26 protein-coding genes and 2 tRNA genes are annotated in these 25502 nt (G+C 72.1%); 9 read left to right on the forward strand and 19 right to left on the reverse strand.

What is annotated here, in order from left to right; translation table 11 throughout:
- Positions 1 to 980, reverse strand: a 980-nt coding sequence (gene thiL / locus OXR63_RS16175) for a thiamine-phosphate kinase (protein ID WP_267424938.1), incomplete at its 3' end; no start/stop codon positions are given.
- Between the two features lie 24 nt (positions 981 to 1004).
- Here thiL and OXR63_RS16180 point away from each other — a divergent pair.
- On the forward strand, positions 1005 to 1490 hold the full coding sequence (locus tag OXR63_RS16180; protein WP_267424940.1) for a DUF3515 family protein: 486 nt from the start codon (positions 1005 to 1007) through the stop codon (positions 1488 to 1490).
- A gap of 356 nt (positions 1491 to 1846) precedes the next feature.
- Here OXR63_RS16180 and OXR63_RS16185 read toward each other — a convergent pair whose 3' ends face one another.
- The 6 genes from OXR63_RS16185 to leuC form a co-directional block, all read right to left on the reverse strand.
- A complete protein-coding gene (locus OXR63_RS16185) occupies positions 1847 to 2932 on the reverse strand; it encodes a D-alanine--D-alanine ligase family protein (RefSeq protein ID WP_267424942.1) in 1086 nt (361 codons plus the stop codon).
- A 32-nt stretch (positions 2933 to 2964) separates the two neighbouring features.
- Positions 2965 to 3978, reverse strand: coding sequence for an NAD(P)H-dependent glycerol-3-phosphate dehydrogenase (locus OXR63_RS16190; RefSeq protein ID WP_267424976.1), 1014 nt, complete (start codon positions 3976 to 3978; stop codon positions 2965 to 2967).
- Between the two features lie 106 nt (positions 3979 to 4084).
- Complete coding sequence (locus OXR63_RS16195) at positions 4085 to 4852, reverse strand: lysophospholipid acyltransferase family protein (RefSeq protein ID WP_267424944.1); 768 nt, start codon at positions 4850 to 4852, stop codon at positions 4085 to 4087.
- Between the two features lie 64 nt (positions 4853 to 4916).
- Positions 4917 to 6284, reverse strand: a complete 1368-nt coding sequence (gene murA, locus OXR63_RS16200; RefSeq protein WP_071273028.1) for a UDP-N-acetylglucosamine 1-carboxyvinyltransferase — start codon at positions 6282 to 6284, stop codon at positions 4917 to 4919.
- A complete protein-coding gene (gene leuD / locus OXR63_RS16205) occupies positions 6284 to 6880 on the reverse strand; it encodes a 3-isopropylmalate dehydratase small subunit (protein ID WP_267424947.1) in 597 nt (198 codons plus the stop codon). Before leuD ends, murA begins: the two co-directional genes overlap by 1 nt.
- Positions 6880 to 8316 carry a 3-isopropylmalate dehydratase large subunit gene (gene leuC / locus OXR63_RS16210; RefSeq protein WP_267424949.1) on the reverse strand — a complete coding sequence of 479 codons (1437 nt, stop codon included), beginning with the start codon at positions 8314 to 8316 and terminating at the stop codon, positions 6880 to 6882. Before leuC ends, leuD begins: the two co-directional genes overlap by 1 nt.
- Before the next feature lie 168 nt (positions 8317 to 8484).
- Here leuC and OXR63_RS16215 point away from each other — a divergent pair, with 168 nt between their 5' ends.
- Positions 8485 to 9552, forward strand: coding sequence for an FUSC family protein (locus tag OXR63_RS16215; RefSeq protein WP_267424951.1), 1068 nt, complete (start codon positions 8485 to 8487; stop codon positions 9550 to 9552).
- A 144-nt stretch (positions 9553 to 9696) separates the two neighbouring features.
- Here OXR63_RS16215 and OXR63_RS16220 read toward each other — a convergent pair whose 3' ends face one another.
- The 3 genes from OXR63_RS16220 to OXR63_RS16230 are packed head-to-tail and all read right to left on the reverse strand — an operon-like array spanning position 9697 to position 11095.
- The gene (locus OXR63_RS16220) at positions 9697 to 10299 is read right to left on the reverse strand and encodes a histidine phosphatase family protein (RefSeq protein ID WP_267424953.1); all 603 of its coding nucleotides are present in this window, start codon (positions 10297 to 10299) and stop codon (positions 9697 to 9699) included.
- Entirely contained in the window at positions 10296 to 10670 is a 375-nt protein-coding gene (crcB, locus tag OXR63_RS16225; RefSeq protein WP_267424955.1) for a fluoride efflux transporter CrcB, read from the reverse strand. Before crcB ends, OXR63_RS16220 begins: the two co-directional genes overlap by 4 nt.
- Positions 10667 to 11095 carry a fluoride efflux transporter FluC gene (locus OXR63_RS16230; protein WP_267424956.1) on the reverse strand — a complete coding sequence of 143 codons (429 nt, stop codon included), beginning with the start codon at positions 11093 to 11095 and terminating at the stop codon, positions 10667 to 10669. Before OXR63_RS16230 ends, crcB begins: the two co-directional genes overlap by 4 nt.
- A gap of 84 nt (positions 11096 to 11179) precedes the next feature.
- Between OXR63_RS16230 and OXR63_RS16235 the strand changes: the two genes are divergently transcribed.
- The 3 genes from OXR63_RS16235 to OXR63_RS16245 all read left to right on the forward strand — a co-directional run bounded on the left by OXR63_RS16235 (position 11180) and on the right by OXR63_RS16245 (position 13613).
- Positions 11180 to 11437, forward strand: coding sequence for a BatC protein (locus tag OXR63_RS16235; protein ID WP_267424957.1), 258 nt, complete (start codon positions 11180 to 11182; stop codon positions 11435 to 11437).
- 26 nt (positions 11438 to 11463) lie between these two features.
- A complete protein-coding gene (locus OXR63_RS16240; RefSeq protein ID WP_267424958.1) occupies positions 11464 to 12681 on the forward strand; it encodes a cupin domain-containing protein in 1218 nt (405 codons plus the stop codon).
- A gap of 131 nt (positions 12682 to 12812) precedes the next feature.
- On the forward strand, positions 12813 to 13613 hold the full coding sequence (locus tag OXR63_RS16245; RefSeq protein WP_267424960.1) for a sucrase ferredoxin: 801 nt from the start codon (positions 12813 to 12815) through the stop codon (positions 13611 to 13613).
- A gap of 64 nt (positions 13614 to 13677) precedes the next feature.
- Here the strand turns inward: OXR63_RS16245 and OXR63_RS16250 are convergent.
- Positions 13678 to 13753 (reverse strand) — tRNA-Glu (locus OXR63_RS16250).
- Between the two features lie 61 nt (positions 13754 to 13814).
- Positions 13815 to 13890 (reverse strand) — tRNA-Glu (locus OXR63_RS16255).
- A gap of 101 nt (positions 13891 to 13991) precedes the next feature.
- Between OXR63_RS16255 and OXR63_RS16260 the strand changes: the two genes are divergently transcribed.
- Positions 13992 to 14894 (forward strand): DUF72 domain-containing protein, encoded by a 903-nt coding sequence (locus tag OXR63_RS16260; protein ID WP_267424961.1) that lies wholly within the window; start codon positions 13992 to 13994, stop codon positions 14892 to 14894.
- 98 nt (positions 14895 to 14992) lie between these two features.
- On the opposite strand, the gene OXR63_RS16265 is transcribed toward OXR63_RS16260, so the two are convergent.
- From OXR63_RS16265 to OXR63_RS16290, 6 genes are all read right to left on the reverse strand, one after another.
- The gene (locus OXR63_RS16265; protein WP_267424964.1) at positions 14993 to 15622 is read right to left on the reverse strand and encodes an MBL fold metallo-hydrolase; all 630 of its coding nucleotides are present in this window, start codon (positions 15620 to 15622) and stop codon (positions 14993 to 14995) included.
- Positions 15623 to 15722: 100 nt separating this feature from the next.
- A complete protein-coding gene (locus OXR63_RS16270) occupies positions 15723 to 16730 on the reverse strand; it encodes a LacI family DNA-binding transcriptional regulator (protein ID WP_267424966.1) in 1008 nt (335 codons plus the stop codon).
- A gap of 24 nt (positions 16731 to 16754) precedes the next feature.
- On the reverse strand, positions 16755 to 17036 hold the full coding sequence (locus OXR63_RS16275; RefSeq protein WP_267424969.1) for a hypothetical protein: 282 nt from the start codon (positions 17034 to 17036) through the stop codon (positions 16755 to 16757).
- Between the two features lie 5 nt (positions 17037 to 17041).
- A complete protein-coding gene (locus OXR63_RS16280) occupies positions 17042 to 17884 on the reverse strand; it encodes a carbohydrate ABC transporter permease (RefSeq protein ID WP_267424978.1) in 843 nt (280 codons plus the stop codon).
- A gap of 65 nt (positions 17885 to 17949) precedes the next feature.
- Positions 17950 to 18972, reverse strand: coding sequence for a carbohydrate ABC transporter permease (locus tag OXR63_RS16285; protein WP_374116150.1), 1023 nt, complete (start codon positions 18970 to 18972; stop codon positions 17950 to 17952).
- A gap of 111 nt (positions 18973 to 19083) precedes the next feature.
- The gene (locus tag OXR63_RS16290; protein WP_267424981.1) at positions 19084 to 20343 is read right to left on the reverse strand and encodes an ABC transporter substrate-binding protein; all 1260 of its coding nucleotides are present in this window, start codon (positions 20341 to 20343) and stop codon (positions 19084 to 19086) included.
- 303 nt (positions 20344 to 20646) lie between these two features.
- Between OXR63_RS16290 and OXR63_RS16295 the strand changes: the two genes are divergently transcribed.
- Positions 20647 to 21978: a glycosyltransferase gene (locus OXR63_RS16295; protein WP_267424971.1), complete on the forward strand. Its 1332-nt coding sequence runs from the start codon at positions 20647 to 20649 to the stop codon at positions 21976 to 21978.
- Between the two features lie 784 nt (positions 21979 to 22762).
- Here the strand turns inward: OXR63_RS16295 and OXR63_RS16300 are convergent.
- Complete coding sequence (locus OXR63_RS16300) at positions 22763 to 24076, reverse strand: glycosyltransferase family 2 protein (RefSeq protein ID WP_267424973.1); 1314 nt, start codon at positions 24074 to 24076, stop codon at positions 22763 to 22765.
- Between the two features lie 159 nt (positions 24077 to 24235).
- On the opposite strand from OXR63_RS16300, the gene OXR63_RS16305 reads away from it, so the two are divergent.
- Together OXR63_RS16305 and OXR63_RS16310 are read left to right on the forward strand one after the other, a co-directional pair.
- Positions 24236 to 24442, forward strand: coding sequence for a hypothetical protein (locus OXR63_RS16305; RefSeq protein ID WP_267424974.1), 207 nt, complete (start codon positions 24236 to 24238; stop codon positions 24440 to 24442).
- Positions 24443 to 24545: 103 nt separating this feature from the next.
- Positions 24546 to 25454, forward strand: a complete 909-nt coding sequence (locus OXR63_RS16310; protein ID WP_267424975.1) for a beta-1,6-N-acetylglucosaminyltransferase — start codon at positions 24546 to 24548, stop codon at positions 25452 to 25454.
- Positions 25455 to 25502 lie beyond the last annotated feature (48 nt).

Below are 25502 nucleotides of genomic sequence, written 5' to 3' on the forward strand. Positions count from 1 at the left end.
GTCGGCACGGGCTCGCCCGCGCGCAGCAGATCGGCCTCGCCACGCGGGACGACGACCCCGACGCGACGGAACCCCCCGGGCAGTGCGACGTCCGCGGGGAAGGTCGCGAGCAGGCCGTGGTCCTCGCCCCCGTGCAGCGCGATCTCATCCAAGACGGCACCACCACCCGCACCGGCGTCGAGCTCGAGCGTCACCCGACTGGCCCGCGCGAGGCGCCCGGCGTCGATCGCGAGCCCGTCCGACAGGTCGAGCATCGCCGTGGCCCCGCCGACCCCGGCGGCGACACCGTCAGCGATCGGTGGCACCGGCCGACGCTGCCGTCCGACGTCCGGGTCGGAGTCCAGTCCCGACGCAAGCACCGCTGCCGCGGAGGGTTCCCCGTGCGCGTCGACGCCGTCGCGGAACAGGCGCCCGAGTCCTCGTGCCGCGGCCCCGAGTTCGCCCGACACCGCCAGCACGTCCCCGACCCGGGCACCCGACCGGAGCACCGGAGCCCGGCCCTCGAGGTCGCCGAAGGCCGTCACCGCGACCGTGAACGCCGACGAGGTCGACAGGTCCCCACCCACGACGCCGCAGCCGGGCGCGAGTGCCGCGACCGCCAGCCGGAAGCCGTCGGCGATGCCCTCGAGTACCGCCACGGGGGTGTCCTGCGGCGCCGCCAGCGCGACGACCAGCCCGGACGGCACCGCGCCCATCGCGGCCACGTCCGAGAGGTTCGTGGCGGCGGCCTTCCATCCGACGTCCTCGGGCGAGGACCACGCCCACCGGAAGTCCGGCCCGTGCACCATGAGGTCCGTCGTGACGACGAAGCGTCCGTCCGGCGCGGCCACCACCGCGCAGTCGTCCCCGGGGCCCACCAGCGGCGAGCCCGTCGGCAGCCGGGAGGTCACCCGGTCGAGCACGACGAGTTCGCCCAGCTCCCCCACGGTCGGTCCGGTCCAGGGGTCCACGGGTCCGCTCGACTCGTCCGTCTCGTCCACACGAGAACGGTAGCCTGGTCGACGATGGACACCGCGCGCCGCACCACCCGGATCACCGCCGGACTCGGGCTGCTCGTCGCCGTGGCAGGTGTGCTCACCGGGTGCACGAACGCCGTCCCGATGTCGGCCGCCCCGTCAGCGAACGCCGCGGCGTGTGCCACCGCGCAGGTCCGGCTCCCGGAGACCGTCGACACGAAGTACGCGCTCCGGAACACGAACGCGCAGTCGACCGCCGCGTGGGGCGACCCCTCGGCCGCCGTCTACCACTGCGGCGTGGCCGTCCCGACGGTCTCCGACCTGCCGTGCTTCTCGCAGGGGTCCGTCGACTGGATCCGCGACGACCGCGGCAAGCAGGTCGTCTACACGACGTTCGGGCGCGATCCGGCCGTGCAGGTCGTCATCGACACGTCGAAGGCGACGGCCTCCGTGTTGCAGGACATCGGCAACGCGGTCGACTCCCTGCCGAAGGACGGCCACGAGTGCCTCGACCCGTCCCAGGTGCAGGGCTGACCGGTCAGGACACCCCGCTCACGTCCGACGAGCGGCCAGGACCCGTCGCCTGACGGCGCCGCAGGCGACGACGGGTGACCGTTCGGCGGTCAGCGCGCGGTGTGTGGCGACCAGTCACCGGACGGGAGGCTCGGTGCAGGTCCGACACCGAGCCTCCCGTCCGGTGTGACGCAGCTTCCCACCTGCTGACGCTCCGGCGGCGAGTCAGATCGCGCGTTGCAGGTCAGAACTTCCGACGACCTACGCGCGAAACGACCCACCACGCGCGAGTCGACCTCGTACGCGCGGGACGACCTCCACGCGGGACGACTGCCCGCGTGCGGAAGGACTCGCCACGCGCGGGGGCAGCGAGCGCGTCAGCGGGTCGCGGCGCGACCCAGCTCGATGAGCTCGGCGACGAGCTCCGGGTAGGACATCCCGGTGGCCGCCCAGCACCGCGGGTACATCGAGAACGGGGTGAAGCCGGGCATCGTGTTGACCTCGTTCACGACGAAGCCGTCGTCGGTGAGGAAGCAGTCGACGCGGGCCAGGCCCGAGCCGCCGATGGCCTCGAACGCGCGGGCACCGATGGAACGGATCGCGTCGGTCTCGTCCTCGGTCAGGGGCGCCGGGCAGAGGAGCTGCTCGTCACCGCCGAGGTACTTGGCGGCGAAGTCGTAGAAGCCGTCCTCGGCGACGACGATCTCGCCGGGCAGGCTGGTGCGCGGGACGCCGTCACGGCCCTCGAGCACGGCGACCTCGACCTCGCGGCCCAGCACGCGGGGCTCGACGATGACCTTGCTGTCGTGCTCGAAGGCGAGGTCCATCGCGGCGCCGAGCTCGGACGGCTCGTCGACGCGCGAGACGCCCATGCTCGACCCGGCGCGGGCGGGCTTGACGAACAGCGGCCAGCCGTGGACCGCGATGCTCTCGGCGATGCCGAGGCGGTCCGCGTCCCACTCGCGGCGCAGCACCGTCGACCACGGGGCGACCCGCAGACCGGCGTGTTCGAGGACCGCCTTGGCGACGTGCTTGTCCATGGCCAGGGCACTGGCGAGCACGCCGTCCCCGACGTAGGGCAGCCCGGCGATCTCGAGCATGCCCTGGATGGTGCCGTCCTCGCCGAACGGGCCGTGCAGGATCGGGAAGACGATGTCGACGGCCACGGTGGTGACGGAGCCGTCGGGGTGTTCGACCGTGAGCTCGCGGGGCTCGGCCGCGCTCGGGAACCGCACGCGTGTGCCGTTGTCCGGGACCACCGGCAGGTGCTGGCCGCGCAGGGCCCACGCCGACGGGTCGTCCGGCTGCAGCGTGAAGTCGCCGTCCTTGGTGATGCCGACGGGGACGATGTCGTACACGGTCCGGTCGACGGCGTCCATGATGCCGCCGGCGGTGACGCAGCTGATCTCGTGCTCGCTGGAGCGGCCGCCGAACAGGACGACGACGGTGGTGGTGCTGGTCATGGACGCTCCTGGTTGCAGAGTGGCCGGACCGGTCACTCGCCCTGGGGCTCGTCGGTCTCGGTGAGGTGCGGTGCGATGTTGCGCGGATCGAGCCTACCGGCGAGGACCTCGGCCACCTGGCCCACGATGGGCATGTCGACGCCGTTCGCCGCGGCGAGCTCGAGGATCGGCGCGACGGAGGCGAGCCCCTCGGCGGTCTGGTTCATCTGCCGGACGACCTCGTCGAAGCGGTACCCCTGGCCGAGCAGCCGGCCGGCGGTGTTGTTGCGCGAGAGCGGGGACTGGCACGTGGCGATGAGGTCGCCGAGGCCCGCGAGCCCGGACAGCGTCGAGGGCTGCGCGCCGAGCGACACCGCGAACTCGGTCATCTCGGCGAGGCCGCGCGTGATGATCGACGCCTTCGTGTTCTCGCCGTACCCGACGCCGTCCACGATGCCGATCGCGACGGCGATGAGGTTCTTCAGCACGCCGCCGAACTCGGTGCCGATGACGTCCGTGTTGATGAAGGACCGGAAGTACGGGTTCGTGGCGACCGCGGCGACGGCGGTCGCGGTGTCCGCGCTCGAGGACGAGATGACGGCGGCGGTGGGCTGGCGGCGGGCGATCTCGAGCGCCAGGTTCGGTCCGCTCGCGACCGCGATGCGGTCCTGGTCGATGCCGAGGCCCTGGAGCAGGACCTCGCTCATCCGGAGGCCCGTGCCCTTCTCGACGCCCTTCATCAGGCTGACGACGGGCACGCCAGCGGGCAGCAGCTCGCGGATCGCGTCGAGGTTCGAGCGCAGGGTCTGCGACGGCACCGAGACGTAGACCTGCTCGGCGCCCTCGAGCACCCGGGCCAGCGAGGTGTTCGCGGTCAGGGTGCGGGGCAGGTTGATGCCGGGCAGGTACTCCGAGTTGCGCTTGGTCTCGGTGATCTCGCGGGCGATCTCCGGACGGCGGGCCCAGAGGACCGTCTCCGCGCCGCCCTCGGCGAGCACCTTCGCGAACGTGGTGCCCCAGCTCCCGGCACCGATGACGGCGACGCGCGGCTTGTCGGTGGACTGCATGACGACTCGGATGGCCGCGGTGTCGACGGCGCCGCGCGCGGCGACGGAGGGGTCCGGGTGGTCGTCGTGCGGGCGGAGGCCGGGCGCGGTGGTCCGGTCGGCTGCGTCACTCAAACTTGCCGGTCTCCTTCTGGTTGTTCGCACTCGGGTCCCAGCGCTTCTCCGGGGCCCGTTCGCCGCGGAGCTGTTCGACGAGCGCGGTGATCTGCGCCATCAGCTCCGCCGTCACCTCGGCGAGCAGCTGCTGGTCGAGGGGCTTGCCGCGGTACGCCGACAGGTCGATGGGCTCACCGACGATGACGTCCACGTGCGCCTGGCGGAACAGGTGCAGCTGCTTGGAGTAGCGCGGCATGATCCGCTGCGTGCCCCAGTGAGCCATCGGGATGAGCGGGACGTCGTTCTCGAGCGCGATCCTGGCGGCACCGGTCTTGCCGCGCATCGGCCACAGGTCCGGGTCACGGGTGAGCGTGCCCTCGGGGTAGACGATCACCGCGCCGCCCTGCTCGACCAGGCTGCGGCCACCGCCGAGGGGGTCGTTGAGGCGCGTGCGCCCCGACCGCTCGACGGGGATCTGCCCCATGCCCGTCATCAGACGCCCGACGACCGGCACGCGAAAGATCGACGCCTTGGCGAGGAACCGCGGCAGGCGACGGGACACCCACACCGCGGTGCCGACCACCAGGGGGTCGATGTTCGTGTAGTGGTTCGGCGCGAGGACGAACGCCCCGTGCTCGGGCAGGCGGTTCGGGCCATGCCAGCGGTACGCCGACACCCACCGGAACAGCGGGATCACGAAGACCGAGGTGATGCGGAAGGCGATGTTGCGCTCGCCCCGCTTCCACCGCCGGCCCGGGTTGGGGAGGCCGGTGGTCACGGTGTCCAGAGCGCGGCCGTCGTCGGAGCGGTCAGACCCGTCCCCGTGCGATCGTGCAGCCATCTCAGCCGGCGAAGTCGAAGTCCGCCCCGAGCTTGCGCAGCTTCGGGATGAAGTGCTCGTACCCGCGGCTGATGATGCCCACGTTCGTGATGTGCGACTCGCCCTCGGCGGTCAGCGCCGCGATGAGGTGGCTGAAGCCACCGCGGAGGTCGGGGACGCGGACGTTCGCGCCGTGGAGCTTGGTCGGGCCGGTGATGACCGCGGCCTGCTCGAACGGACGGCGGGCGACGCGGCGGTCGTGCCCGGGCAGCCCCTCCTTGTGCACGACGATGTCGGCACCCATCTCGTTCAGGGCGTCGGTGAAGCCGAAGCGGTTCTCGTAGACGGTCTCGTGCACGACGCTGCGGCCCTCGGCCTGCGTCAGGGCGACGACGAGCGGCTGCTGCCAGTCGGTCATGAAGCCGGGGTGCACGTCGGTCTCGATGACGACGGGCTTCAGGACCTCGAGCTCCCGGTAGAACCGGATGCCGTCCTCCTGGATGTCGAACCCGCCGCCGACCTTGCGGAAGACGTTGAGGAACGTCATGAGCTCCTGCTGCTTCGCGCCCTCGACGAAGATGTCGCCGTTCGTCGCGAGTGCGGCGGAGGCCCAGCTGGCGGCCTCGTTGCGGTCGTTGATCGCACGGTGGGTGTAGCCGCGGAGCGACTTCACGCCCTCGATGAAGATCGTGCGGTTCGGCTCGACCGTGATGATCGCGCCCATCTTCTGCAGGATCGCGATGAGGTCCATGATCTCAGGCTCGATCGCGGCGTTGCGGAGCTCGGTGGTGCCGTCGGCGAGCGTGGCGGACAGCAGGACCTGCTCGGTCGCGCCGACGCTCGGGTACGGCAGCTCGATGTCTGCGCCCTTGAGGCCGTTCGGCGCCGTGATGTGGATGCCCGAGATCTGCTTGTCGACGACCGCGCCCATGGCCCGGAGGGCGTCGAGGTGGAAGTCGATCGGACGGTCGCCGATGCGGCAGCCACCGAGGTCGGGGATGAAGGCCTCGCCGAGCTTGTGCAGCAGCGGGCCGCAGAACAGGATCGGGATGCGGCTCGAGCCGGCGTGGGCGTCGATCTCGGCGAAGTGGGCCGACTCGACGTTCGACGGGTCGAGGATGAGCTCGCCTCGTGCAGGGTCCGTGATGCGCACGCCGTGCACCTCGAGCAGCGCCCGGACGACCTTGACGTCGGAGATGTCCGGGACGTCCTTGAGGATCGAGGGGGTGTCGCCGAGCAGGGAGGCCACCATGGCCTTGGTCGCGAGGTTCTTGGCCCCACGGACTTCGATGCGTCCGACCAGCGGCTTGCCACCGCGGATGACGATCTCGTCCGACTTGAGTCCCACGCGCGCTCCTGCTGCTGCTGCGTCCTGTACGAGAGAGTTCACTACTTCACCGGCAATGTTTTCGGCCGCCAGGATGCCCGGCGGGATTCGAACTCCGTGATCGAGGTCTCGTCACGGAGGGTGAGCCCGATGTCGTCGAGCCCTTCCATCAACCGCCAACGAGTGTAGGCGTCGATCTCGAATGCCACGTCCACATCGCCCAGCGACACGCGCTGGGTCACGAGGTCCACCGTGGCCTCGATCCCCGGGTGCGCTTCGATCTCGGCCCAGAGCCGCTCCACGTCGGGCTCGGAGACCATCGCGGTGACCAGGCCCTGCTTGCCCGCGTTGCCCTTGAAGATGTCCGCGAAACGGGGTGAGACCACGACCGAGAACCCGAAGTCGCGGAGCGCCCACACGGCGTGCTCACGGGACGACCCGGTGCCGAAGTCCGGTCCGGCGACCAGGACCTTCGCGCCCTGGTACCGCTCCTGGTTCAGGACGAAGTCGGGGTCCTGGCGCCAGCCGGAGAACAGCGCGTCCTCGAAGCCCGTCTTCGTGACGCGCTTCAGGTACACGGCGGGGATGATCTGGTCGGTGTCGACGTTCGACCGCTTCAGCGGTGCGGCGATCCCGGTGACGGTGGTGATGGCGTCCATCAGACGGCTCCTTCGAGTGCGGCCTCGTGCTCGTTCGTCAGGTCCCAGGGGCTCGAGAGCGTCCCGCGCACCGCGGTCGCCGCTGCGACGAGCGGCGACACGAGGTGCGTGCGGCCGCCCTTGCCCTGGCGTCCCTCGAAGTTGCGGTTCGAGGTGCTCGCGCACCGCTCCCCCGGAGCCAGCTGGTCCGGGTTCATGCCGAGGCACATCGAGCACCCGGCGAAGCGCCACTCGGCACCGAAGTCGGTGAAGACCTTGTCGAGCCCCTCGGCCTCGGCCTCGAGCCGGACACGGGCGGACCCGGGCACGACCATGACGCGGACGCCGGGCGCCTTCTCGCGGCCCTTGATCACGGACGCGAAGGCCCGGAGGTCCTCGATCCGGGAGTTCGTGCAGGACCCCATGAAGACCGCGTCGACGGCGATGTCCTTCATCGGGGTGCCGGCGGCGATGTCCATGTACTCCAGCGCCCGGGAGGCCGCAGCGCGGTCGTTCGGGTCCGCGTAGCTGGCCGGGTCGGGCACGGACTGCGACAGCGAGACGCCCTGGCCGGGGTTCGTGCCCCAGGTGACGAAGGGCTCCAGGGTGTCCGCGTCGATGAACACCTCGGCGTCGAAGACCGCGTCGTCATCGGTGGCGAGGGTGTCCCAGTACGCGACGGCCTCGTCCCAGTCGGCGCCGGTCGGCGCGTGGTCGCGGCCCTGGACGTAGTCGTACGTGGTCTGGTCAGGTGCCACCATGCCGGCGCGGGCCCCGGCCTCGATCGACATGTTGCAGATCGTCATGCGGCCCTCCATCGAGAGCGCCCGGATCGCCGAGCCGCGGTACTCGAGCACGTAGCCCTGCCCACCACCCGTCCCGATCTGCGCGATCACGGCGAGGATGATGTCCTTCGCGGTGACGCCCGTCCTGAGCGTGCCCTCGACCGTGACGGCCATCGTCCTGAAGGGCTTCAGCGGCAGGGTCTGCGTCGCGAGGACGTGCTCGACCTCGCTCGTGCCGATGCCGAACGCCATGGCCCCGAAGGCCCCGTGGGTCGAGGTGTGCGAGTCGCCGCAGACGACGGTGATGCCCGGCATGGTCAGTCCGAGCTGCGGACCGACCACGTGGACGATGCCCTGCTCCTTGTCGCCGAGCGAGTGCAGGCGGACGCCGAACTCCTCGCAGTTGCGCCGGAGCGTCTCGATCTGGACGCGGCTCGTCGGGTCCGCGATGGGGCGGTCGATGGCGAGCGTCGGCGTGTTGTGGTCCTCGGTCGCGATCGTCAGGTCGAGTCGACGCACCGGACGGCCGGCCTGCCGCAGCCCGTCGAAGGCCTGCGGGCTCGTCACCTCGTGCACGAGGTGGAGGTCGATGTAGAGGAGGTCGGGGTTGCCGTCCTCGCCCTTGACGACGACGTGGTCGTCCCACACCTTCTCGGCGAGCGTCCTGCCCATGCTCTCGACCCTTCGGTTCGTGTCCGTCCACCCCGCTGTCGCGGTGCGGTGCAGCGATGCTACCACTGGTATACCAACGGGCCCACCCCGTCCCGTGGCCGGTCCTCCCGGCCGGGAGGCTCGTCCGCCGTTGGCCGACACGTGTCGCGGTGAGAGGATGGCCGGGTCATGCAGAAGCCGCCACACTCGTCCCGCACCGTCAACCTCGAGGGCGCAGCACGCGCCGCGATCGCCGGCGGGGCGCCGCTCGCCCTGCTCATCGCCCTGGGCATGCCCGGCTACGCGGCCTTCGCGATGTTCGCCGGGTTCACGGCGATCTTCGGACAGACGGAGCCCTACCGACAGCGAGCCGTCACCACCGCGGTCGCCGGGGTGCTGCAGACGCTGTGCATGTTCGCAGGCATCGGTGTCGCGCTCGTCGGGGCGCCGCTCTGGTTGCAGGCGGTCGGGCTCGTCGTCGTGCTGGTCGTCGCGATCGGCACGCTCAGCGCGCTGCGGTCCATCCCCGCGCAGCCGATCTTCCCGGTGTTCGCGTTCGTGGTCTCCGCGCTCGTGCCGCTCCGACCGGCCGACCTGCCCCTCGTGACGACGATCATCCTCGGGTCCGTCGTGTGGGCGTGGCTCGTCGCGATGTCCGGTGCCGTGGTCCGGCGGATCGGCCACCGGCGCGCCCCGCACGCCTTCCGACCGCTCGGCGACCGGAAGCACCGCGACCTGTCGGTGCTCCGGACCGCCGCGCTCTGGGAGACCGTGGGGCTCAACGTCGTCGGCGCCCTCGTCGCCGGGGCCGTCGCCGAGGCGGTCCCCGGGCTCGGGCACCCGTACTGGGCGGTCATCGCGGTGGTGTCGATCCTGCCGGCCCTGCGACAGCGCCACACGGTCGTCCGCGCGGTGCAGCGCCTCGTCGGCACGGTCGGCGGCACCGTCATCGCGGTCGGCATCCTGCTGCTCGAGCCGGGGCTGTGGTGGATCGTCGTGATCGCGGTGGTCGGCCAGTTCTTCGCGGAGATCTTCGTGGCGCGGCACTACGCCGTGTGCCTGCTGTTCCTCACGCCGCTCGCGCTCGCGGTCTCGTGGCTGAGCCTGCCCGAGGCGCCGGAGCTCCTGGCGCTCGACCGGATCGCGCAGACGACCCTCGGCGCCCTGGTCAGCGTCGCGCTGCTCGTCGTCGGGCGGGGCATCGAGCGGCGGCGCGGGCGGGCGCTCGGGGCCACGAGCGCGATCCGCACCGTCTGACCGGGACGCCGACGGCGTCCCGGCACCGGAGGGCGCGTCCCTGTCGCTCGTCGGCGATCCGCCCGGGCAGCGGCTCTCCCGCGCACTCGGGTTCGACGACGTCGCCCCGAGCCTCGGGATGGCGATGGTGCTCGGGGCGGGCGACTAGCGCGGCTGCAGGTTCCAGGCGTCGATGACCGGGCGGCCGTGCTCGTAGCCGAGGATGCTGACCGAGGCCGTGCCGAGCTTCAGCACCGCGCCGTCCTGCGGGGCGAGTCGGATCCACGCGGCACCGATCGCGCGCAGGACGTGTCCGTGCGCGATGAAGACGGCGTCGTGCCCCTCGGCGAGGAACGGCCGGGCGCGGTTCAGGACGCGTTCTGCCCGGACCCGGACCTCTGCGGCGCTCTCACCCGGCGTGGCACCCGCGGGGACGCCGTCGGTCCAGAGGTCCCACGGCCCGTGGCGCTGCACCTTGATCTGGGGTGTGGTCAGGCCCTCGTAGGCGCCGTAGTCCCACTCGTACAGGTCGTCGTCGAGCTCGGGGTCGACGCCGATGAGCTCCGCCGTGGCCCGGGCGCGCTGCAGCGGGCTGGACAGCGCGAGCGCGAACTCGCGGTCGGCCAGGTACCGACCAGCTCGTTCGGCCTGTTCGATGCCGTTGTCGGTGAGCGGGATGTCCGTGCGGCCGGTGTGCTGGCCGCTCTTGGACCACTCCGTCTCACCGTGGCGGACGAGGACGAGTTCGCCGGGGCGTTCCGAGGTCATGGGTTCCTTCCGATCCAGAGGCCGAGCGCAGCTGCGCCGACCGAGACGACGAGCATCCCGAGGCCGTTCAGGACGGCGAGCCGGGTCTTGCCGGATCGGAGGAGCTGCACGGTCTCGACGCTCGCCGTCGAGAACGTCGTGTACCCACCCATCATGCCCGTGCCGAGCACTGCGACTGCCGGGATCGGCAGGGTGCCCGCCTCACCGAGGCCGGTCAGCAGGCCGAGGACGAAGGACCCGGAGACGTTGATGACCATCGTGCCGACCGGGAACCGGGCGACGCGCGCCTTCACGGTGCCGTCCAGCACGAAGCGCAGCGCGGCGCCGACACCGCCCCCGACGGCGACGAGCAGCAGCTCGAAGGCGTTCACCGTGCACGCCCCTGTCCGCGGAGGCGTCCGGCCGTCCAGAGTCCCGCGACGACCGCCGCGAGCCCGAGCAGCACGGAGAGCAGCGCGTCCCCGCTCCCCGCGGCCCACCGACCCGCGTCGAGCAGCCGGGCCGTGTCGTCGGCGAGCGTGCTGTAGGTCGTGAAGCCGCCGAGGACCCCCGTGCCGACGAACAGCCGGACGGTGCGCCGTCGCCCGACGTCCGGCCCACGACGCGCCAGGACGTCGAGGAGCAGCCCGAGGCAGAACGCCCCGACGACGTTGATGCCGAGGACGGTCCAGCTCACGCCGTCCACCGCAGGCAGGAGGTCCGCGAGCACCGCACGGACACCGGTGCCGAGCGCACCACCGAGTGCGACCAGCCCGATGAGCCCCGGGCGGTGGTGTGGTGGTCGCTCGTCGTTCACCCGACCAATCCTGGACCGTGGCCAGGCGGACGTCCTACTCTCGGGCGCAGACGGCACTCCGGCCGACTGACGAGAGGGACCTCCATGAGCATCAACGACGACGACATCACGACGGACACCCAGAGCGCCGGCGAAGGCCCCGCGGACGGCGGCGCGAACCCGAACGGCCACGACGGCGGTGCCGACGGCTCCGCGGACGCCGGCGAAGGCCCCGCAGACGGCGGCGCCAACCCGAACGGCCACGACGGCGGTGCCGATGGCTCAGCCGACGCCGGCGAGGGCCCCGCGGACGGCGGCGCCAACCCGAACGGCCACGACGGCGGTGCGGACGGCTCGGCGTGAGCCGAGAGCCCGACACGACGGGGACGGTGAGCGCCCTCGACCGGTGCATCGCCGTCTCCGTCGCGGAGTTCGCTGCGGACCACTGGGGCAAGCGCGCGCTGCTGAGCAGTGCCGCCGACCTCGGGACGACGTTCGACGACCTCTTCTCGACCGAGGCCGCCGACGAGCTGCTCTCGGTCCGGGGCCTCCGCACGCCGTTCATCCGGATGGCCAAGGAAGGTTCGGTGCTGGCGCCGAGTGCCTTCACCGCACCGGGTGGCTACGGCGCCGAGGTCGGTGACCAGGTCAGCTCCGAGAAGGTGCTGGCGGAGTTCGCCGCGGGGTCGACCATCGTCCTGCAGGGGCTGCACCGCACGTGGCCGCCGCTGCAGGAGTTCACCCGGAGGCTCGTCGCCGAACTCGGACACCCCGCGCAGGTCAACGCCTACATCACCCCGGCGTCGTCCCGCGGCTTCGACCCCCACTACGACGTGCACGACGTGTTCGTGCTGCAGATCGCGGGCCAGAAGCGCTGGGTCATCCACGAGCCGGTCCACGAGCTGCCCTTCGCCGACGAGCCGTGGGGTGACCGCCGTGACGCGGTGGCCGCACAGGCTGCCGGGGAACCGGCGATCGACACCGTGCTCTCCCCCGGCGACGCCCTGTACCTGCCGCGCGGGTGGCTGCACTCAGCGACGGCGCTCGTCGGCACCACGATCCACCTGACCATCGGCATGCCCGCGGTCACCCGGGCCGACTTGGCGCGGGACCTCATCGGCCGAGCACTCCGGTCGGACCGCCTGCGTGCCTCGCTGCCCCTCGGCGTCGACCTCGCCGACCCGGCCCAGATCGCCGACGACGTCCGCGCCGCAGCGGAGGACCTCATCGCCTCCCTCCAGGGCGCGGCCGACGGGTCCTCGGTGGACGAGGTCGCGGTCCGCGTCGGGTCCCGCTTCCGTCGGTCGACCCGTGCGGAGCCGGTCCGCCCGCTGCACACCGTCGAGGTCGCCGCGGGGTTGACGGGGCCCGACCGGGTCCGCTGGCGCGACGAGCTGCACGCCGCGGTCCGCGAGGACGCGGGACAGGTCGCCATCGTGCTGCCGTCGAAGACGGTCCGGCTGCCCGGCATCGCACTCGAAGCGGTCCGGGCGCTGCACGGCGGCGAGACGCTCGCGGTCGGGTCGCTCCCCGCGCTCGACGAGGACGACGCCGTCGTCGTGGTCCGCCGGCTCCTCCGGGAAGGCGTCCTGGTACCCGTCCCGTGACCGAGTGGCGCCGAACGGGCCCTGCGCTCGGACCGCCCCGGTCACAGGGCGGTCCGGCGTGCAGCGCGCGCTCCCGGGCGAGCGACGAGGACCTGGTCGCCACCGCCTCCCCGGGGCGTCGGTGGCTGCTCGTGGAGGTCGCGAGCGCCTGGGGCTGGGACGTCTGGACGCAGTCGCCGGTCCTCCCGCCCGAGATCGGCACCGCCCTCGCCCGCCGCGCTCAGCGTGCCGGCATGCGCATCCTCGCGATCCGCCGGACCGGACGCCTCCGCGGCGCCGGACGCTGGCGGTGGGCCGTGGTCGACTCGGACGCCGAGCAGCCCACGGTGCGGTGGGGCGAGGTCGACGGGCCCGAGGAGCTCCTGACGCTCCCGCTCGACGGCAGCACGGGCGAGCTGTCCGACCGACCGGTCTTCGCGGTGTGCGCGCACGGCCGTCACGACGAGTGCTGCGCGGTCCGCGGGCGCTCGGCGGTCGAACGGCTCGCGGCCGCCTACCCCGACGAGACGTGGGAGTGCTCCCACCTCGGCGGCGACCGGTTCGCGGCCACGACGATGGTCTTCCCGCACGGGTTGAACCACGGCCGCGTCGACGAGCACGACCCCGTCGTCATCGCCGAGCAGTACCTCCGTGGACGCGTCGCACCCCTCGGGTTCCGCGGTCGGTCGACACACACGCACGTCGAGCAGGCGGCGATCGCGGCCGCCGTCGCCGAGACCGGGGACGACCGCATCGACGCGTTCCGGCCGGTGTCGGTGTCCGAGCCGACGATGGACGGCTCCGACTGGTCCGTCGACCTCGACGCCGAGGGACACCGCGTCCGAGTCGACCTCGAGCGGGTGCAGACCGCCGCGACGTACACGACCTGCCGTGCGACGCTCGCCGTGGAGGTCCCGCGATTCGTCGTGCGGAGCGTCACCGTCGGCGCCTGAGCATCGGCCGGCCGGAAGCGGAACGACGAACGCCCCCGTCCGTGTGGACGAGGGCGTTCAGTGCTGGTGACCCCAGCGGGATTCGAACCCGCGTTACCGCCGTGAGAGGGCAGCGTACTAGGCCGCTATACGATGGGGCCGCGGCTGGCACGGAGGAACAGTGTTCCCATGCCTGTTGTCGGACTCGGAGCATGTCACCTGTGGTGACCCCAGCGGGATTCGAACCCGCGTTACCGCCGTGAGAGGGCAGCGTACTAGGCCGCTATACGATGGGGCCGTTCCGACAACTCGACAAGTATGGCACAAGCGGCGCAGCCTGCCAAAACGCGGTGTGTCGTCCCGGTGTGCCGCGCTGCGGCGAGCGCCTACGGTGGACCGATGACGGTGGACCGAGACGCCCGGGCGCACGCGGTCCATGTCGACGGAGCCCATCCGGCCACGCTCCGCATCGGGCTGTCCGGCTGGCAGTACGACGGCTGGCGCGGTGACTTCTACCCGGAGCACCTCGCGAAGCGCCGGTGGCTGGAGCACGTCGCGGAGCGCTTCCCGACGGTCGAGCTGAACGGCTCCTTCTACTCGCTGCAGCGGCCCGAACGGTACCGCGCGTGGCGGGCAGCGACGACCGCGCAGCCCTTCCGGTTCGCGGTGAAGGGCGGCCGCTACGTGACCCACATGCTCCGGCTCCGGCACGTGCACACGGCACTGGCGAACTTCTTCGCCTCGGGGCCGCTCGAGCTCGGCGACGCCCTCGGCCCCGTGCTCTGGCAGCTGCCCGAACGCCTGACGCCGAGTCCGGAGCTGCTCGACGCCTTCCTCGCGGAGCTCCCGACGACCCACGCTGCCGCTGGGGAGCTCGCCGCGCAGCACGACGACAAGGTGCCGACGGCCTCGGTGGACCCGGTCGCCGCCCCGGGCACCGTCATCCACCACGCGCTCGAGATCCGGTCGGCCGCTGCGGAGGCCGTCACCGACGAGCACCTCGAGGTCCTCCGTCGGCACCGCGTCGCCCTCGTGGACTCACACGCCGGCGACTTCCCGCGACACCGGCACGACACCGGTGCACCGATCGCGTACCTGCGGCTGCACGGTGCGCCGCGGACCTACCACGACGGCTACTCCGCGCAGGCGCTCGGCGCGTGGGCGACGACGGTCCTCGAGCACCTCGACGCCGGGCGGGACACGTTCGTCTACTTCGACAACGACGCCGAGCGCCACGCCCCCTGGGACGCACTCGCCCTCGACCGGATCGTCGGCGAGCGCCTGCGGACCCGAGCCGACTGACGGACCCGGGCCGTCCGCAGGACCCTGGCCGTGTGACGGAGCCGCGCCGGCTGACGGAGCCGACCCGAGCCTCCCGGCTGTCCTGACGGTGACCAGCGTCAGATCGTGAGCGACTCCCCCGGAGTGAGCACGACGACCGACCCGGTCGGTGCGACCGCCTCCCGGAGCCGGCCGAGGTGCATGTCGAAGCCGACGTCGGACAGGGTTGCCTCGTGCACCGGGTACGCGCGACGCGGGCCCACGGCGGCGACGAAGTCCATCATCTCGGCGACCTTGAGCCACGGGGCGCCGACGGGTGCGGCGAGGACCTCGACCGGCACGTCCGGGACCGTGTAGGCGTCGCCGGGGTGGAAGAGCCGGCCGTTCACCAGCACCCCGGTGTTGTCGACGACGGGGACGGAGCGGTGGATGACGTTGTGCCGGGTCCCGTGGAAGGTGAGCTCGAACGGGCCGACCGTGCGGTGGTCGCCGTCGGTGACGACCTCGACGTCGACGTCGGGCAGCGCCAGGGCGACGCCGGCCGGGCCGAGGACGACGGCTCCGGGGTTGCGCTCGAGGATGCCGGCGACCTGCTCGGGCGTGACGTGGTCGGGGTGCTCGTGGGTGACGACGACGGCGACGACACCGGTGGCCTCGACCGGACGGGTGAAGCCGCCGGGGTCGATCACCAGGCGGGCGTCGTCGATGGTGACGACCTGGCAGGCGTGCTCGAGCTTGGTGACCTCCATGCGGGCGAGCGTACGCCGGGGGCATGGGGCGGCGTGGCGCCGTGCACGCGCGGGGCGCTGTCCGCCCGCCCCCGCGAACGCGCCCGGCAGGCCCGCTCCCCTACCCCGCCGGCACCCCGGTCGTCCCCCGCACCACGAGCGTCGCCGCGGCGGGCGGCACGACCCCGGGCCGAGCGCCGTCGACCTCGGCGAGCACCGCCCGCGCGGCCACCCGCCCCTGCGCCTCGGGGTCCTGCGCGATGGTCGTCAGGCCCACGGCGGCGCCGTACTCGTGCCCGTCGATGCCGATCACCGACAGCTCACCCGGCACGCGGAGCCCGAGCCGCCGTGCCGCGAGCAGCACCCCGAGCGCCATCTCGTCCGAGGCACAGAACACGGCGGTCGGACGTTCGGACGCGGACTCGGCGAGCAGCACCGCGCCCGCTGCCGCTCCCCCGGCGAACGAGAACCGTCCGTCGGCCAGCCACGACCGCGGCACCTCCAGTCCGGCGGCCGCCATCGCGTCGAGGAACCCGTCCCGCCGTCGGAACGGCACCGCGACGTTCATGCCGGCCTCGTCCTGCCCGCCGACGTAGGCGATCCGCCGGTGTCCGAGCCCGAGCAGGTGTCCGACCGCGGTGGCCGCGACCGCGACGTCGTCGACCCCGACGTTCCGGAGGCCGGGTGCCGGTCCCCCGATCACGATCATCGGGTGCCGGGTGAGCTCCAGCTCGGAGCGCTCCGTCTCGTCGAGCACGAGCGAGAGCAGCACGAGCGCGTCCACCCGGTGTCGCAGCATCGACCGTCGGAACGCCCGGTCCCGGTCGCCTCCCGGCCCGCCGAGGTTGTAGAGCACCAGGTCGTACCCGGCCCGACGCAGTTCGACGTCGACGCCGCCGATGGCCTTGGCGTAGAACCACCGGTCGATGACCGGCACGACCACGCCGACCGCGCGCTGCCGTCCGGTGGCCAGCCCGGCCGCCGCCGAGCTCGGCACGTACCCGAGCTCGTCGGCGACCCGTCGCACGTGGTCGACGGTCGTCTCCGCCACCGACGGCAGCCCGCGCAGCGCCCGCGACACCGTCGCCTTCGACAGTCCGGTGACGGTCGCGATCTCCTGGATCCCCACGCGGTGCCCCGACCGGGAGGCTCGTCAGCCGTCCGACGCGCGCGTCGCGCCCCCGGGGGCCCGGCTCGGGACCGCGGGCGTGGGGCCTGACGTCGCCGCCGTCCGCCGGAGCACCCGGACCCGCCAGCGGTCGAGCACGACGACGACGAGGACCAGTGCGAGGAGCGTCAGCGCCCAGCCGAGCGCCGGCCGACCGGACAGCTCGCAGGCGACGGTGACGACGAGGAACACGACGCCGAAGAAGCCGACGAAGCCCATGGCCTCCTCGATCGCTGCCGTCGGGCGGCGGGGTGCCTTGAGCGCCACGACCGTCAGCCCTTCACGCCGCCGGCGGTGAGCCCGGCCACGATGCGCCGCTGGAACACGAGCACGAGGATGACGAGCGGGATCGTGACGATCGTCCCCGCCGCCATCACCGCCGTGTACGGCTCCTGGTGCGGCTGTGACCCGGCGAAGGACGCGATCGCGACGGTGACCGGCTGGGTGGCGTCGCTCGAGAGCTGGGACGAGATGAGGTACTCGTTCCAGGACGAGATGAACGCCAGGATCGCCGTCGTGAACACCGCGGGGGCGGCGAGCGGCAGGATGATCCGGCGGAACGCCTGCACGCGGGTGCAGCCGTCGATCCGGGCCGCCTCCTCGAGGTCCCACGGCATCTCGCGGAAGAACGACGCCAGCGTGTACACCGTCAGCGGCAGCACGAACGAGATGCTCGGCAGGATCAGCGCCTGGTACGAGCCCATCCACCCGATGTCGGTGAAGAGCTGGAACAGCGGGGAGATCAGCGCGACGCCCGGGAACATCGACGCGGCGAGGATCGCGCCGGCGATGAGGGACTTGCCGCGGAACTCGAGCCGGGCCAGGGCGTAGGCGGCCGTGGTGCCGACGAGCAGCGCGATGACCGTCACGACCACGCCGATGAACACGCTGTTGAGCAGCGCGCGGCCCAGGTGGTTGCCGAGGGCGGTCGAGAACGCCGTCGCGTAGTTGTCCAGCGTCACGTGCGTGAACCACGGCGTCGGGTCGAACGTGTAGCCGACGTCCCGGAAGCTCGTGACGATCATCCAGTAGAAGGGCAGGAGGCACCACACGGCGATGACGAGCGCCTGGATCGCGGTGCGGACCCGGGGACCCGTGTGCCGCTTGACGCGCACGTCGCTGGTGTCGACGGCGCGGTCGCGGGACCGGGCGGAGGCGCGGGGTCGGTCTGCTGCGAGGGTCACTTGAGTTCACCCTTCTGCTGGGCTGCCTGGGTCTGCACGACGTTCGCCCCGAGGAACCGGACGAACACGAACGCGACGAGGAAGACGATGACGAAGGTGATCGTGGACAGGGCCGACGCGGCGTTGAAGCCCTGCCGGATCTGGTCCACGACGAGCACCGAGAGGGAGACCGTGGCGTTGCCGGAACCACCGCCGCCGCCGGTCATGATGGCGATGAGGTCGTAGATGCGGAGGGCGTCGAGCACCCGGAACAGCACGGCCACCATCAGCGCCGGCCGGACGAGCGGCAGCGTGATGAGCAGGAAGCGCTGCATCGTCGAGGCGCCGTCCATCTTGCTCGCCTCGTAGACCTCGTCCGGGATGAGCTGCAGCCCGGCCAGGATGAGCAGCGCCATGAACGGCGTCGTCTTCCAGGTGTCGGCGATGACGATCGCGAACCGGGACGCCCACTCGTCGGAGAACCAGAGCACCTGGTGCCCGATGACGTGGTTGAGCACGCCGTTCGCGTCGAAGATGAAGTACCAGAGCTTCGCGGTGACGGCGGTCGGGATGGCCCACGGCACGAGGATCGCGGCACGGACGAGCGCGCGGCCCTTGAAGTTGCGGTTCATGATGATGGCCATCCACAGGCCGATCACGGTCTCGAGCACGACCGTGACGACGGTGAAGAAGAACGTGTTGCCGAACGCCACCCAGAACTGCGAGCCGAGGCTGCCGGGTGGGCAGGTGACCTCGCCGCACCGCTGTCCGAGCCAGTGCACGTAGTTGGTGACGCCCGCGAAGCCGCCGGCGACGAACAGGCCGGTCGCCTTGTCGAGTCCGGCGTCGAGCTGGAACGACTGGATGACCGCGCTGACGACGGGGTAGCCGATGACGACGGCGAGGAGCACGATCGTCGGGCCGATGAGGTACACGGCCCATCGGCCGTGCTCCGCGTTGAGCCCGCCCTTCCGCCGCTTCCGCGGCTCCAGCCCCTGGGGGTTCGGGATGGCTGCGGGGATCTCGGTTGCTGCTGACACTGACGGCCTCCTTGCCGGTGTCGGAACGCATGATGGGGCGGACGGGAGGATCGTGGCGGCGTCGCCACGAGCCTCCCGTCCGGTGCGGCGCGAGCCGCGCGACCGGGGTCGCTAGTTGCTGCTGGTCGCCGACTTCAGGGCGGCGTCCATGTCCTTCATGGCCTCGTCGACGCTCTTCGAGCCCTTGAGCGCGGCGTAGGAGTTGTCCTGGATCGCCTTCGTCACGGCCGGGTAGAAGGGCGTCACCGGGCGGGGCTCGGCGCTCTTGATCGACTCGAGCAGCGTGGGCAGGTACGGCAGCTTCGCCGTCAGCTCGGAGTCCGTGTAGAGCTCACCGACGACCGGTGCGAGCGAGCCCTGCGTCGCGAAGAACTTCTGCGTGTCGTTCGAGATCAGGAACTCCAGGAAGTCGTGCGCCGTGGCCTTGTGCTTCGAGTACACGCTGATCGCCGCGTTGTGGCCGCCGAGGGTCGACGCACCGACGCCGTCCGCACCGGGGATCGGGGCGATGCCGAAGGTGTCCTTCACCTTCGACGAGCCGTCGGTCTTGGCGAGGTTGTAGACGTAGGGCCAGTTGCGCAGGAACAGGAGCTTGCCGTCCTCGAACGCGGTGCGGCCCTGCTCCTCCTGGTACGTGATCGCCTCGGCCGGGATGTTGCCGTCCTTGAACGCGTCGACGAGGTTCTGCAGGCCGGCCTTGGCCTTCGAGGTGTCGACGTCCGGGGCGCCCTTCGCGTTCAGGATCGAACCGCCGGAGCCGTTCACGGCCTCCGAGGCGTTGACCGTCAGCCCCTCGTACTTGGCGAACTGGCCGGCGTAGCAGCCGATGCCGGCGTCCTTCGCGATCGAGCAGTCCTTCATCATCTCCGCCCAGGTGGTGGGCGGGGTCTTGACGAGGTCCTTGCGGTAGTACAGCAGGGCGCCGTCGGAGGTCTGCGGGGCGGCGTAGAGCGTGTCGTTGTAGGTGGCCGTCTTCACGGTCGACGGCAGCAGCTTCGAGGTGTCGATCGCCATGTCGCCCTTGAGCGGCGTGAGCCAGCTCTTCGCGGCGAACTCGGCGGTCCACACCACGTCGACGTCGACCACGTCGTAGCCGTCGTCCTTGGCCTGGAAGTGCTGCACGAGGTCGTCGTGCTGCTGGTCGGCCTGGTCGGACTGCTCCTTGAAGGTGACCTTCTCGTCGGGGTGGGCCTTGTTCCACTTGGCGATCAGCGGGCGAACGACGTTCGAGTTGTCCTTGCCCTGCACGTACGTGATCGGACCGCGGCTGTCCTGGCCGGTCTTCGCGTCGTCCGAGGCCGAGCTCCCGCTCGAGCAGCCGGCCAGTGCCAGGCCGATCACGGCGATGCCGGCCACCGATGCCAGACGCATCGTGTCGCGTGTGTTCTTCACGGCGTTGTCTCCTCATCGAGATCACCAGGCGGCGCCCGTCGTGTGACGAGGGCACCGGCCTGGAGCAGGCGACGCTGCCTGCTGGGCGGTGACGCTACGCCCGGTGCACAGCGGGCGCAACCGGTTGCATGCGGTCCGTGACCTGAGTGTGACCTTCGCGTTGCCGGAGACTGGCTGGGTGAGCGCTCACTGCTGCGGCGGGCTGCGGAACCCCGCACGAACACCGCCACGGTCCCCGGTGTCCGTTGTCCGCAGCAGGCAGCCGACCGTAGCGTCCCCCTCATGGTCTCCCTCCCAGCCGTCAACGTGCCCGGCCCGCGCCGTGTCATCGGCATCAACCTCGACGCTCCCCTGCCCGAGCTCGTCGCGGACGAGACCGGTGCCTCCGCGCTGGTCATCGGCTACCGCGACGGGTACCCGGTCACCACCCTCGACCTCCTGCTCACCAACGACCCGGCCGACGCCTCCCGCGCGCTCGCGCCGCTGGTGTCCTCCATGGTCGAGGAGGGCGCCTTCGACGACCACGCCCCCGTGTCCGACGACGACCTCCCGACGATCTCCGTCGTGGTCTCCACCGTCGTCGACCGGGTCGAGGACCTCGGGAAGCTGCTCGACGTCCTCGAGCACCTCGACTACCCGGACCACGAGGTCATCCTCGTCGACAACCGCGTGAAGCTCCCCGACATCGACGCGCTGCCCGGCATGCTCGAGGGCCGGAACGTCCGCCTGGTCACCGAGCGACGCCCCGGGCTCTCCGCCGGGCGTAACGCCGGTGTGGCCGCCGCGACCGGTGACGTCATCGCGTTCACCGACGACGACGTCCGCGTCGACCCGCAGTGGCTCCGCGCCATCGGCACCCGGTTCGTCCGCGAGCCCGGCCTCGACGCGGTCACCGGTGTCATCCTGCCCGTCGAGCTCACCACCCCGGCGCAGATCTGGTACGAGGCCTACTACGGCGGCTTCAGCGCCGAGCGCACCTTCGCCCCGGTCACGATCGTCCCCGACGACGTCAAGGGCGCGATGCGGCATGCCCGTGTCTCCGCGGTGCGTCCCGACGGGACCGTCCGGAAGACCTTCGCCGTGTACGGCATCGGCGCGTACGGCGCCGGCGCGAACATGGCGTACCGCCGCTCCCTCATCGACACCGTCGGCGGGTTCGACACCACGCTCGGTGCCGGCTCCCCCGCACGTGGCGGCGAGGACCTCGCGATGTTCATCGAGACGCTCTGGCGCGGTGGCCGCATCGGCTTCGAGCCGAAGGCCGTCGTGCACCACCGGCACCGCCAGACCGTCGAGGACCTGCACAAGCAGCTGCACGGCAACGGCGTCGGGTTCACCGCGCTGATGTGCGCGCTCGCCGCGAAGGACAAGCGCCACCTGACAGTGCTCGCGCGCCTGATGCCGCTCGCCGCGAAGGTCAAGGCGAAGCAGATGGCGTCGCGGCTCGCCGGTCGTCGTGACGCGGCCGCCGAGACCACGAACGAGGCCTCGACCACGCGCATCCCGCGGTCCCTGGCGTACCACGAGCTCCGTGGCTTCCCGGCCGGTCCCGCCGCCTGGTACCGCAGCCGTCGTCGTTGGCGTGACGTGGAGGCCGGGCGCTTCCGCGCGTAGGCGCCGGCAGCGCTGCTGCTGCACTGTCCGGCGACGCCGGGGTCCTCGTGGCCCCGGCGTCGTCGTGCGTGGGGGGCGGGTGGGTGCGCCCTCGACGTTGTCGTTCCGGGTCGGGGCCAGCGCAGGCGTGACGGCGGGCGCCGCGCGCGGGCGACACCACCGCTGTCGTACGACGACCACGATGTCGCGCGGCTCCGCTCACCCGCGGTCGTCCTGCGGCGTGCGACACCACCGCTGTCGTACGACGACCACGATGTCGCGCGGTTCGGGATCGCCCTTCGGCCCCAGACCCGAGCGACACCATCGCTGTCGTACGACCTCGACGTTGTCGCGCGCTCCGCTCACCCGCGGTCGTCCTGCGGCGCGCGACACCACCGCTGTCGTACGACCTCGACGAAGTCGCGCGGCCCCGCTCAGCCGCGGTCGTCCCGCGGCGCGCGACACCATCGCTGTCGTACGACGACCACGATGTCGCCCGGAGGCGATCCGCCCGCATGCTCCGACGCCGCACGAGTCGAACGACGCGTGCCGTGTCGGATCATGCGCACGCACCACATGCGTTCACATCAGACGACGCCGCACGAGTCGAACGACGCGTGCGATGTCGGACCATGCGCACGCCCCACAGGCGTCCGCATCAGACGACATCCTCGCTGTCGTACGACGACCACGATGTCGTTCCGAGTCAGACCAGCGAGTCGGACCAGCGAGGCGGATCAGCGAGTCGGACCAGCGAGGCGGGTCAGCGGAGCGGGCGGAGCGGGCGGCCAACCGCCCCCGCGCCTCAGCCCCGCCGCGACCGCAGCCGGCCGAGCAGGTAGCGCCATGGCCCGCCGAGCGCCGCGACGAGCTCGACGCGCTTGAGCCCGGCGGTGGCAGCGCGGAACTCCTCGTCCACGGGCCACCCGCCGACGGCGTCCACGGCAGCGGACACCTGGTCGGTCCCGGCGCCCTGGCCGAGCGCCCCGAGCTGCTTCAGCGCACCGGTCGCCCGGCGGAACACGGCGAAGGCCGTCGCGGGGCGGAGCATCAGCTTCGTGACCCAGGCGCCGAGCCCGGTGCCGTACCCGAGCGCCTGCGACCGCAGGGCCGCCCGGTCGGAACGGTGCCGGTGCCACACGAAGGCGGAGGGCTCCACGGCGAGCGCCCCACCCGAGAGCAGCACGCGGGTGAACAGGTCGGGGTCCTCGCCCGCGCGGGACGGGGTCCCCGGGCCGAGGGCGACGTCGAACCCGCCGAGGGCGAGCGCGGGCTCGCGTCGGAGCGACATGTTCGCGCCGGTGCCGAACGCGCCGACGGAGAACGGGAACAGCGGCAGGTCGGCCGGCGGGGTCGCGGTGCGGAACACCCGGCGCTCGAGGTTCCGCGCCCAGGTCACCCGCTCGTCGAAGTACCGCTGCGTGGGGGTCCGCAGTTCGCCGCTCGGCACGAGCCCGGTCACGCAGACGACGTCCGCGTCGCGGGCGAAGGCGTCGGCGACGCCGGCGAGCCAGGACCGGTCGACGACGACGTCGTCGTCGACGAAGGCGACCACGCTGCCGGAGGCGAGGGCGAGACCGGCGTTCCGTGCGCGGGAGACGCCGGGTCGGGCCTCCAGGACGTAGTGGACGCGGGGGTCCGCGAACGACGCGACCACGTCGCGGGTCGCGGTGGTGGACGGGGCGTTGTCGACGACGAAGACCTCGAAGTCGTCGTACGCCGACGCCAGGACGGACTGCACGCAGGTGCGGACGTCGTCCGGACGGTCGCGGGTGCCGATGACGACGGAGACGCGGCCGACCGGCGTCCCGGCGGGGCCGGACGGGAGGCTCGTGGTGCGGAGCGCGTCGAGGGCCGGTCCCAGCTCGGTCAGGTCCACGTCCCCGCTGGCGTCGACGGCCACGTCGACGAAGCCGGCGACCTCGCGGCCGTCGCGGACGAGCAGGCGAGCGCGGCGGAAGCCCGCGGCACCGGCGAGCTCGACGGCGGACGCGGCGAGCGCCTCCTGCCGGTCGACGGCGCCGACCCAGGCAGCACCGGCCCACGCCGGGGCGTCGGGCGAGGGCATGGCGGGCGTGATCGTGAGCACACGGGTCGTGGTCGCCTGGGGGTCGGTCATGTCGTCGATGCTCCGGTGGCCAGGGGGTGCGGTCAACGGTGCCGGCGGGCGGTTGCGGCGACGGTCGCGGCTCTTGCGGTTTGCCGCTACGTGAGCGGCGTGTTCCCCCTAGAATCAGCGGACGACCCGACGGCAGCACGTCGGGCACGAGGAGGACGCATGTCGCTGGGCCCAACGACCGAGCTCGGCGTCATCAGCACGACCGACGGCACCGACCGCGCACCCGACGACGCCACCGTCGTGCTGGACCGGGCGGCCGACACCGCGACGTGCGTCTGCGGCCACCAGCAGGCGGCGCACGAGCATTACCGACGCGGCAGTGACTGCGCGCTGTGCGACTGCCCCCGGTTCCGCAAGAAACGCTGATCACACGGCGGATCGGTGGGTGGGTGCGGGAAACCGCCGCTTCCCCGCAGTCGGCCCCTGATCGCCTTGTCGGCGCGGGAACGCCGCCGTTAGCGTCGCGTCCATGGCCATCTCCCCAGCCGCTCTCGCGTGCATCGTCCTCGCCCATGAGGACCCCCGGCACGTGCGCCGACTCGTCGAGGCGCTCGATCCGTTCCCGGTGTTCCTGCACTGCGACGCGCGCACCCCGGAGTCCGTCTTCCGGGAGATGACCGACGGTCTGCCCGAGCGTGTCCGGGTGCTGCCCCGGATCCGCACCGGATGGGCGAAGTGGGAGAACGTCGCCGCCGAGGTCGCCGGGTACCGTGCGGCGCTCGCCGAGACGGACGCCTCGCACGTCGCGCTGCTGACCGGCAGTGACTACCCGCTGGCGAACGCGTCGGAGATCCAGGACCTGCTCGCGGCGCACCCCGAGGAGTCGTTCGTCGACGCCCGGCCGCTGCCGCACCCCGCGTGGGGTCGGGACGGCGGGACCTCGCGGATCCGCTTCCCGCACTGGGCGTGGCGCAAGCACATGCTCCGGGTGCCGCTGCCGCGCCGGGTCCCGCGTGACGTCGTCTTCGCCGGTGGTTCGCAGCTCAAGGTCCTCGCCAGGCACCACGCCGAGGCCGTCGTCGAGGTCGTCGACAGCCGTCCCGACCTGGTCCGGTTCTGGAAGCGCGTGTGGATCGCCGACGAGACCTTCGTGCCGTCGGTGCTGCGCTCCCCCGCCCTCGTGCCGGACTTCGCCGAGGAGCACGTCCCGCACGCCCTCTGGTGGATCGGGTGGGACGGCACCGCGCAGAAGAGCCCGCCGTGGCTGACCACCGCCGACGCCGGCCGACTGCTCGAGCGTCGGACGGAGCCGGGCGAACAGCCCCAGCACGTGTTCGCGCGGAAGTTCTCCACCGAGATCAGCTCCGACCTGCTCGACGTCATCGACGCCGCGTTCGACCTGCGCACCGAGACCGCTCGCGAGGTGGTCGCACCGTGAGCGCCCCCCAGACCCGCCGCGAGGCCCGCGCCGCCCGCGACGCTGCTG

It is taken from the genome of Curtobacterium sp. GC_Cur_3 (genome assembly GCF_026544205.1).
GTDB lineage: Bacteria > Actinomycetota > Actinomycetes > Actinomycetales > Microbacteriaceae > Curtobacterium.